At 64.7% G+C, this 9815-nt stretch carries 8 protein-coding genes; 3 read left to right on the top strand and 5 right to left on the bottom strand.

All coding sequences use genetic code 11. The features are described 5' to 3' along the window. Positions 1 to 17: 17 nt before the first annotated feature. On the top strand, positions 18 to 1655 hold the full coding sequence (locus BN1120_RS09285) for a response regulator (protein ID WP_042015792.1): 1638 nt from the start codon (positions 18 to 20) through the stop codon (positions 1653 to 1655). A gap of 36 nt (positions 1656 to 1691) precedes the next feature. Here the strand turns inward: BN1120_RS09285 and BN1120_RS09280 are convergent, their stop codons facing one another. The 3 genes from BN1120_RS09280 to BN1120_RS09270 form a co-directional block, all read right to left on the bottom strand. Further along, entirely contained in the window at positions 1692 to 3005 is a 1314-nt protein-coding gene (locus BN1120_RS09280) for a sodium-dependent transporter (RefSeq protein WP_041214539.1), read from the bottom strand. 412 nt (positions 3006 to 3417) lie between these two features. Further along, complete coding sequence (locus tag BN1120_RS09275; protein ID WP_042015790.1) at positions 3418 to 4731, bottom strand: sodium-dependent transporter; 1314 nt, start codon at positions 4729 to 4731, stop codon at positions 3418 to 3420. Positions 4732 to 4940: 209 nt separating this feature from the next. Next, complete coding sequence (locus BN1120_RS09270) at positions 4941 to 5780, bottom strand: isopenicillin N synthase family dioxygenase (protein WP_042015788.1); 840 nt, start codon at positions 5778 to 5780, stop codon at positions 4941 to 4943. 200 nt (positions 5781 to 5980) lie between these two features. Here BN1120_RS09270 and BN1120_RS09265 point away from each other — a divergent pair, with 200 nt between their 5' ends. Then, positions 5981 to 6544 carry a DUF2799 domain-containing protein gene (locus tag BN1120_RS09265; protein ID WP_042015786.1) on the top strand — a complete coding sequence of 188 codons (564 nt, stop codon included), beginning with the start codon at positions 5981 to 5983 and terminating at the stop codon, positions 6542 to 6544. Positions 6545 to 6598: 54 nt separating this feature from the next. Here the strand turns inward: BN1120_RS09265 and BN1120_RS09260 are convergent, their stop codons facing one another. Both BN1120_RS09260 and BN1120_RS09255 read right to left on the bottom strand, forming a co-directional pair. Continuing rightward, positions 6599 to 7420 (bottom strand): Cof-type HAD-IIB family hydrolase, encoded by an 822-nt coding sequence (locus BN1120_RS09260; protein ID WP_010672897.1) that lies wholly within the window; start codon positions 7418 to 7420, stop codon positions 6599 to 6601. A 236-nt stretch (positions 7421 to 7656) separates the two neighbouring features. Continuing rightward, positions 7657 to 8895, bottom strand: coding sequence for an MFS transporter (locus BN1120_RS09255; RefSeq protein WP_042015781.1), 1239 nt, complete (start codon positions 8893 to 8895; stop codon positions 7657 to 7659). Positions 8896 to 9043: 148 nt separating this feature from the next. Between BN1120_RS09255 and BN1120_RS09250 the strand changes: the two genes are divergently transcribed. Continuing rightward, a complete protein-coding gene (locus tag BN1120_RS09250) occupies positions 9044 to 9667 on the top strand; it encodes a helix-turn-helix transcriptional regulator (protein ID WP_041214535.1) in 624 nt (207 codons plus the stop codon). The last annotated feature ends 148 nt before the right edge of the window (positions 9668 to 9815 follow it).

Genomic DNA, 9815 nt, shown 5'->3' with positions numbered 1-9815 from the left:
GCGAAGGAGCGTCAAAGATGCAGATCCTCCTCATCGAAGACGATGCCATGATGGGCTCGACCCTCACCCAGGGACTGAGTGATCTGGGGCTGCCCCCCACCGAGCTGTTCCACTGCAAAGAGATAGCAAGCCTGCCCGCCCTGCTGCGCCAGCACGCCTTCGATGCCATTCTTTGCCGCCAGTATCACCACCAGGCCCACGAGGGAGTCAGGCTGCTGCATGAAGCACACCACCTGGGCCTGCTCGCGCCCGGCTGCGTGCTCCTGCTGCTGGAGCAGGACGAGGACACCGGTCAGTTCCCCCCCTCCGACCTCTATTTCGCCCTGCGTCTGGCCGTGCCCTTCACCACGGAGCAGCTGGCGCACAGCCTGCAAGCGCTGCTGGCACTGACCACGGTGACCCGCCCCCTGGCCACCCCCATGGCGCTCAGGGAGTGGCGCAGCGCCTGCGCCCAGTGCGAGGATCTGCTTTACCGGCACGCCAGCCACAAGGGGCTGGAAGCACAGATGGACAGGGTAAAGGGCTACATGCTGCTGCAAGCCGGGGAACGGGTGCAGGCCGCCCAGCACTACGCCATCTGCACCACGGAGCACGATGCCTGGTGGCCGCGCCAGGGGCTGAACCAGGCCCTGCTCGGGCTGAACCGGGTGGAGAGTGCCCACAAGGATCTGGCCCGCAACCGGGAGCGACTGCCCCCCGTCATCCATCAGGCGCTGGTTCTCGCCTGTCAACTGCACGAGGCGCAGTGGGATCCGGCCTGGGAAACCTTGTCAGGCTTGCTGCAACGCTGCCCCTGGCAGCCGCAGTGGCGCCAGGTGGCCATTTTGCTGGCCTTGCTGCGAAGGGATGAAGGTCAGGTGCTGGCGCAGGCCACCGATTTCATCCTGCGCTACTTCCCCAAACAGACGTTTCGCCACTCCGTCGAACGCTGCCTGCTGGATGCGACCCTGGCGGTGCTCTGGCATCCACCGGGAGAGGCCAGAGTTCATGGGCTGCAGCAAGCGCTGGAGGAGCTCGGCCAGCAGGCCGTGACCCTGCGGGCCCACGAGGAGGGGCTGCTGAGCGCCCTGATGCTGGGTCTGGATTATCGATTCGATGACGCCTTGATGCTGCTGGCCAAGCACCCGCCGGAGGCGGCGCGGGACAATCACCTCAACCAGTTGCTCGGGGTGGCCGTCAGCCAGTTCTGCGGGCTTCCCCACCATGCCCAGCGTTATCTGGCCCAGCTCGGCCAGTATCAGGGGCCGGTGGCACAGACCCCGCTGCTGCAGGGGCTCATTTTGCAGGTGGTCGACGATCTGGCGCGGCAACTGGCGCAGCGGGAGCAGCAGCTGACCCAGCTGCGCGAGGAGCGGCAACGGGCCATGACCACGGGTCAGCTCCAGCTCGCCGTGCAGAGCGCTCTGACCCTGCAGGAGCGATTCCCGGCCCAGGCGGGGGATGCCTGGCAACTGCTGGTATTGCTGACCCAGTGCTGGCCCGCCGGCATGGCGGCCCCGGCGGTGGCCCGCCTGGTGGACAGGCTGGAGCAGCGTCTCAACCACAGTGCCGCCTTCCTGGAGCACCATGAGAACGCCTATCGGGAGACACTGCAACAGGTGAGATCCCACCTGGCCCCCAAACTGCCGCCCCTCGGTCCCCACCAGGGCCTATAGCCAGCCAGGGCGGTGCATGCCGCCCTGGCTGGTGCGTTACAACAAGCCCCGCACCAGGATCCCCGCGATCAGCAGGGGGGCGATCAGCCGCCAGCACCAGAGCAGCGCGCCACGCATCAGCGGCGAGAGATCCGCCGGCACAATACTGTCCCCCAGCTTCCAGCCAAGCAGCAGGGTCAGCACCAGACCGAACAGGGGCATCATCAGGTTGGAGGTGAGGTAATCCAGCAGATCGAACAGGGTTTTGCCAAACAGGGTGTAGTCCGCCCAGGGGCCGAACGACAGACTGACCGGAATGCCGCAGGCCATGATGAGCAGGGTCAGCACCCGGCAGGCATTGCGGCGCGACCAGCCCCACTCCTCGGTGGTGAAGCGCACCAGGTGCTCCAGCATGGAGATGGAGGAGGAGAGCGCCGCCACCAGCAGCAGCAGGAAGAAGATCACCGCCAGCCCCTGACCGAACGGCAGGTGGTTGAACACCGCCGGCATGGTCATGAAGGTGAGGCCGGGGCCGGCGGCAGGATCGATGCCGGTGGAGGCCAGCACCGGGAAGATCATCAGCCCCGCCAGCACCGAGATGCAGCTCGCCAGGGTGACTACCCAGACCCCGGAGCGCAGCGCCCCGTCACTGCTCGGCAGGTAGGCGCCATAGGTGGTGTGTACCCCGAGGCCAATGGAGAGGGAGAAGAACGCCAGCCCCAGGGCGTCGAGCACCCCCTGCCCCGTCAGGTGGGAGAAGTCGGGCATCAGGAACTGGCGTACCCCGGCCATGGCCCCCGGCATGGAGAGCCCGGTCACCACCAGGAGCAGCATCATCACGAACAGGGCCGGCATCATCCAGCGCAGCGCCCGCTCCACCCCCTGTTGCAGCCCTCCCTGCACGAACCACCAGGTGAGCCCGGCGAAGACGAGATGGGTGAGGGCCGGCCAGAGGGGATCGCTCACATAACCGGTAAAGAGTGCGGTGAGGGTGCTCGCCTCACTCAGGTTGAGCTCGCCGCCCACGGCCAGGGCCGCATAGCCCACGGTCCAGCCCCCCACCACGCTGTAGAAGCTGTAGATGAAGAAGCCACACAGGATCCCCATGTAACCCATCCAGCGCCAGTTCGGCCCCACCAGCTTGTGGAAGGCGCCGAGCACGCCGCGCTGGCTGCGGCTGCCGAGCAGGGTCTCCCCCACCAGCACCGCGACCCCCAGGGTGAAGCTGAAGAGCAGGAACACCAGCAGGAAGGCACCGCCCCCGTTGGTGGCTGTCACATAGGGAAACTTCCAGATGGCGCCAAGGCCGATCGCCGAGCCGGCGGCCGCCAGCACATGACCAATACGGGAAGACCACTGAACCTGGCTCATACAACCTCCGGGCAAGACAACATCAGTTCGATACTCCATGGCTAGACGCGGTGTGCGCCGCAACAAAAAAGGCCGCCTGAGGGCGACCTTTGCAATGAACAGTCAGACAAACGACACCTGCAAGGTCACCTCTCCAGGAAGGGGCTAAATCGGCCACAGAGAGCGATAAGGGGTGACATGGGAGGGCGACGCCTGCACGGTAAAAAGGAGCCACAGCCTAAACCATGGCAAGAGAAGTTGACAGGAAATAGTCTAAAACAGAACCAAAAACAGATTTAATCAAAATAAAATATCGAAATACCAGGCCATTATCCCGTTTATTTTTAATTAACGGACTTTTATAAAGAGTCAATCCTGCCACCCCACTCCCCAGCCAGCCCGGTTGGGGAGTGGCACAGATGACCAACCCTCCCTACACCAGGCCGCGCACCAGAATGCCGCCAATAAGCAGGGGAGCCAGCCAGCGCCAGCAGCCCATCAGCAGGGCCCGCCAGTGGGGAGCCAGCCCTTCGGGCAGCGCCTGACGACCGAGCCGCCAGCCCAGCAGCAGCGTCAGGGCCAGCCCGAACAGGGGCATCATCAGGTTGGAGGTGATGAAGTCCAGCAACTCGAAGATGTTCTTGCCAAACAGGGTCAGGGTGGCCCAGGGACCAAACGACAGGCTCACCGGGATGCCACCCGCCATCACCAGGGCAATGACCAGGTTGCACGCCGCGCGGCGGGACCAGCCCAGGCTCTCGCACAGGAAGCACTGCAAATGCTCCAGCAGGGAGATGGAGGAGGAGAGCGCCGCCACCACCAGCAGAGAGAAGAACACCACCGCCAGCCCCTGGCCGAAGGGCAGTTGCTGGAACACCGCCGGCATGGTCATGAAGGTGAGGCCCGGGCCCGAGGCCGGGTCAATACCGGTCGCCGCCAGTACCGGGAAGATCATCAGGCCCGCCAGCACGGCGATGACGCTCGCCAGCAGCACTACCCAGAGGCTGGAGCGACCGACCCCTTCACTGGAAGGCAGGTAGGCGCCATAGGTGGTGTGGATGCCAAGGCCGATGGAGAGGGAGAAAAAGGCCAGCCCCATGGCGTCCAGCACACCCGACATGCCGAGCTTGCTGAAATCGGGCATCAGGAAGTGGCGCACCCCGGCCATGGCGCCCGGCAGGGTGAGGCCGAAGGCCACCAGCAGCAGGATCATGATGAAGAGGGCCGGCATCATCCAGCGCAGGGTGCGCTCCACCCCTTGTTGCACGCCGCCCCGCACGAACCACCAGGTCAAGCCGGCAAACAGCAGGTGGGTCAGCACCGGCCAGAGCGGATCACCGACGTAGTCGTTGAAACGGGCGGTCAGTGCCGCGCCGTCCCCCTGTTGCAGCTCCCCCGCCAGGGCCATGCCCGTGTACCCCAGGGTCCAGCCGCCCACCACGCTGTAGAAACAGAAGATGAGCAGGCTGCACAGCAAGCCCATGGCACCGACCCAGCGCCAGCGCCTGCCCATCAGTTCACCAAAGGCACCCACCACCCCGCGCCGGGTCAGGCTGCCGATCAGGGTCTCCCCCATCAGCACCGCCACCCCCAGGGTGAAGCTGAACAACAGAAAGACCAGCAGGAAGGCGCCGCCACCGTTGGCGGCGGTGACATAGGGGAACTTCCAGATGGCGCCGAGACCGACCGCGGAACCTGCGGCGGCCAGGATGTAACCGAGCCGGGATGACCATTGGGACTGCTTCATAAGAACTCCACGCGAAAGGCCTGCCAGCGAGGCCCGAAATGGCGCTCAGAGTACGCCCGCGGGCGCGCAATCACTCGGCGTATATCCGATATAAAACTCAGTTTTTAGCATCATTAACCAATAAAATTCGGATAACCCACCAATCGTGCCACAAAATAAAAACCGGAGCGGGTATGCTCCGGTTTGTTGTCTGCTCGGGTCTGGCGGGATTAGATCACCCCCAGCTCCCGCAACCGCTCCATCAGATAGCTGTGGGCGGTGTGACGCTCCGAGAGCACCACGTCCGGACGGGGGTGCAGGAAGAGCGGCAAGGAGATGCGGGACTTGGCGGCACTGCCCCCGGTCGGGTTGATGACCCTGTGGGTGGTGGAGGGGTAGTAGCCGCGGGAGGCCTCCTGCAGCATGTCGCCGATGTTGATGATGAGGGTGCCGAAATCGCAGGGCACATCCATCCACTCCCCGTCTGAACCTTTCACCTGCAGGCCCGGCTCGTTGGAAGCGGGCAGAATGGTCAGCAGGTTGATGTCTTCATGGGCGGCGGCGCGGATGGCACCCGGCTCCTCGGTGCCGTCGAAGGGCGGGTAGTGCAGCACCCGCAGCAGGGTCTTGTGGCTCTCTTCGATCATGGAGGAGAGCGGGCAGCTGTAGTGGGCGGCGATGTCGCTCGGGGTGTGTTGCTCCACCCAGCCCAGCAGTTCGGCGGCCAGATCGTTGGCGAGGCGGTAGTACTCCATCGCCTGCTCTTTCAGCTCTGCCGGCATCTGGCCCCAGGGATAGATGTGGAAGTACTCCTTGATGTCCTTCTGGCTGTGGCCCTTGGCCACCTCGGACACCGAGGGCGGGAAGTAGCCGTCCTGGGTCTCGCGATTGAACAGGAAATCCTGCTTCTGTTCGCTCATGAAGAAGCGATACCAGTTGTCATAGATGGACTGCACCAGCTCCTTCGGGATGGGGTGGTGAGTCAGCACTCCGAAGCCGGTGGTGCGCAGGGATTCGGTGAAGCGCTCGGCCGCATCGGGGGAGCGATAATCGACGGTCAGGACTTTCATTGTTTTTATGTTACATGCCAGTTAAAAGTAGGCGCAGTTTACCCTGCCTCCCCCGGCAAGAAAAGGCTGCCAGAAGCCCGTCTACAACGGCTTGAAAATACTGATAAAAACATCATGATACGGCCCCCTCGCCCGGTGCTTGTCCCGGACGGGCCTCCTCTTCTAGAATGCCCCACCCCCTTTGCTGTCGGAGCCCCCTCATGTCCCCCAAGATCCTGTTGTTGACCCTTCCCTTCCTGCTCGCCGGGTGCAGTTCCCTCTCGGAGGAGGAGTGCCGTGCCATGAGCTGGTACAACCAGGGCTATCAGGACGGGGAGCAGGGCAAGACCCGAAGCGCCACCCGCGACTATCAGAAGACCTGCGGGGAGTACGGCCTCAGGGTGGATGAGGCGGAGTGGCAGCGCGGCTACGCCAAGGGGCTGGAGCTCTATTGCATCCCCGAGCTTGCCTACAGCAAGGGACGGGAGGGGAGCGAATACCTGGGGGTCTGCCCCAACGACACCAGCTTCCTCACCCAGTTCGAGCGCGGCCGCAAGGAGTACCTGCTGGAGCAGCGCCTCGGCGAATTGCAGCAGGAGCTGGAGCGCACCGAGCGGAGCATCCACCAGCTGGATCAGCAGATCCGGGGCGAGAGCGACAGCCGCCAGCGCGACTACTACCGTGCCCAGCGCGAGCGCGCCATCCGTCACTACGAAGGGGTATACCGGGACTACAACCGGCTGCGCTTCCCGGATCGGGTGATCCAGTTCTCCTTCGGGAGCTGACAAAAAGGGGCCGACATGGCCCCTTTCTGTTTATGCCGCAGACTGTTTTTCCCCTCAGGCGGGCAGGACCCAGCGCTGCAACGCCAGGGCGATGCCATCCTCGTTGTGATCCGCGGTGACCCGATCTGCATGGGCCTGGATCTGGGGCGCCGCATTGCCCATGGCCACCGCCAGCCCCACCTGCTCGAACATGCTGATGTCGTTGTTGTTGTCGCCAAAGGCCACCAGGTTCTCCATGGCGATCCCCTCGCTCGCCGCCCACTGGGCCAGCCGGTTGCCCTTGCTGCAACCTGGCTGCACCAGCTCCACCGCATAGGGGGCCGCCCAGTCACGGGTGAAGGGCAGTCTCTCCACCACCTCCCCGACGAAACGGTGCAACCGGCCGGGGTCCTGGTTGAACAACTCCAGCTTCCAGATGGGGGACTGCAACCAGGACTCGATATCCTCGGCGGGCAGCAGGGAGACCTTGAGATGATCCGGCTGGGTTGCCGACCAACGCCGCATCCGGCCCACGTGCTCCTCGCAGCCCAGGTAGCCGATGCCGTCCCCCAGGTGGAACAGCGCCCCCATCTGCTGGGCCTGCACCTCCTCCAGCAGGGCAGTGAGGGGCGCCACGGCCAGGGGATCCCCGGCGAGGATCCTCTCCTGCACCGGATCATAGAGGTAGGCACCGTTGCTGCAGATGATGGGGGTGTCGAGGGCCAGCTCGTGGTGGAAGGGACGGGCCGTCATGAAGTGGCGACCCGTCACCAGCAGCACCTTGATGTCGTGGGCCCGGGCCTGGGCCAGGGCCGCCCGGGTAGCGGACGAGATCTTGTGATCCCGGTTCAGCAGGGTACCGTCCATGTCCAATGCAATGGCCTGATAACGACTCATATCACCTCCAAGAATGTCGAGACGGGTGCGGCGCCATCCCCTCCCGTTTCCAGTGCCATGACGACACATCTCACCGCCGGGAATGCGGACTGGGCATCGCAGGGTCCATGATGGGAGACGCGCTCACCGGGGGATCGGGAAAAGCGGAGCAAAGAGCCATACCGTCCCAGACTCGGCGCCGCGATGCAAGTCCGGCCCGCCATCCCGTCGCCGAACTGTGATCCCCGCGCCCTTCGTCAGCCCGCCTCGGCGCACCCGGCCACGGAGTTTCGCCTGTCCGCCCGTCTGCGCAATCCGTAGAAACCGAGGGCACAGATCACGCCGCAGAGGCCGGCCAGGTAGAAGGGCCACTCGGTCCCCGCCAGCAGCACCAGGCTGCCCAGCACCACCGCCAGGATCTCGCTGCCCACCGCCAGACCGCGGTAGAGCCCCATCGCCTGCCCCTGCTGGCTGGCATGGCTGCGGTTGGAGACCGCCACCGAGGTGGCCAGCTCCCCCAGACTCATGCCGATGCCCGCCGGGATGAAGGTGAGCGCGAGCCCCCACCACTGGGTCGGCAGGATGAACATCAGCATGCCCGCCGCCATCACCAGGTGGCCGACGATGCCAAGGGAGCTGCCGCGCCAGTGCCGTGCCAGCTGCTCACCGATCCAGGAGCCCAGCATCATGGGCACGCTCACCAGCACGGCGGCCTGGGCCAGTTGCACCGGATCCCATGCCAGCCGCTCCACCAGCCAGACATTGAAGTAGGTGAAGTAGAGCTGTACCGCCCCGTAGCTTGCCAGGGTCAGGGCAAAGTAGGGCAGGAGACGAGGTTGCAACAGCAATTGGCGGGTCGAGAGAGGAACCTCATCCCGGGTCGCCGGCACCGGGGGACGATTGGGCAGCAGCCAGAGCACCAGCAGCAGGTTGATCACCGTCATCCCCACCGCCAGCCAGGCCGCCAGGCTGTAATCCCCCGAGACCACGGCCGCATAGCCCCCGATCATGGGGCCCACCACCCAGCCCAGGTTCATGCCGATGTTGATGCGGGCGAAGTTGCGGGCCTTGGTCCTGGCCGTGCTCATGTCCGCCGCCATCGCCTGCACGATGGCGATGTCGCCGTTGAAGAAGCCCTCCACCACCCGGCTCAGCAGCAAGAGCGGCAGGGAACGCCAGGCGATGCCGAGGGCCATCAGCACATACCCCGCCAGCACCCCCACCAGACAGAGGGTCAGCACCGGCTTGCGCCCATGACGATCGGAGAGACGGCCAAGCAAGGGGGCCCCCAACAGTTGAAACAACGGATAGAGCCCCATGATGACGCCAAGCCACACCTTGCGGCTCCAGTCCGACGCCTGTGGCGTCAGCATGCCCTGGGCCGGATCCAGCACCAGCGGCGCCAGGACGGGGGAAGGCAGGCTGAACCCCGCCACCGCCAGCGTCACCGTCATCACCAATACCCAGAGGGTCGCCTGTCCCTTGATCCCTTCCATCTTCGCCTCATTAAATAAAGTCATCGGTTTATTTATATTGTGAGGGGTCGTCCATTAAGTAAAGCAGATTGTTGATTTAAATCGCCCTGCTACCCATAATGACCTCATCCAGGCGGTCACCGCACCGATACCCACCACCGGAGCCCCCATGAACGCCAGTACCGACAAGATCCTCTATCTGCTGAAAACCCGCGGCCCCCAGAGCGCCGCCGAACTCGGCGACCAGTTGCAGATGACGTCCATGGGGGCGCGCCAGCACCTGATGGCCCTGGAGTCCGAGGGCTGGGTGGGGTTTAGCGACGAGGCCCGCGGCCGCGGTCGCCCGGTGCGTCTGTGGCACCTCACCGACCAGGCCTGGCAACGCTTCCCCGACACCCATGGCGATCTGACCCTGCAGCTGATCGACGATATCCGGCAGGTGTTTGGCGACGCGGGCATGGAGCAGCTCATCACGCGGCGGGAGCAGCAGATGCAGGCACGCTATGAATCCAGGCTGACCCAGCCGGCGCTGGCAGACAGGCTGATGACGCTCAAGGCGCTGCGCACCCAGGAGGGGTATATGGCGGACATGTCGCAGGAGGAGGACGGCAGCTGGCTGTGGTGGGAGAGTCACTGCCCCATCTGCAGTGCGGCCAGGGCCTGTCGGGGCTTTTGCCGCAGCGAGCTGGCGCTGTTTCGCCGGTTGCTGGCGCCGGCAGAGGTGGAGCGGGAGCAGTATCTGCTGGAGGGGGACAGCCGCTGCCTCTATCGCATCCGGCCGCCCCGCCCCTGAGCGGGCGGAACGCAAAAACAACAAAGCAGGCGCCGGGATGCCTGCTTTGTTGCCTTCGGGGAGGGGGTGCTCTCGTTCCAGCCCGTTGTTTCCCGATAAGGTCGAACGGCTGATGGGGCTCTTGACCCGGTAAGGTCCTTCACCACAG

This window comes from Aeromonas caviae (genome assembly GCF_000819785.1).
Taxonomy (GTDB): domain Bacteria; phylum Pseudomonadota; class Gammaproteobacteria; order Enterobacterales; family Aeromonadaceae; genus Aeromonas; species Aeromonas caviae.
Note: the sequence above shows the minus strand (reverse complement) of the source record. Positions and strands in the feature narration are given on the sequence as shown.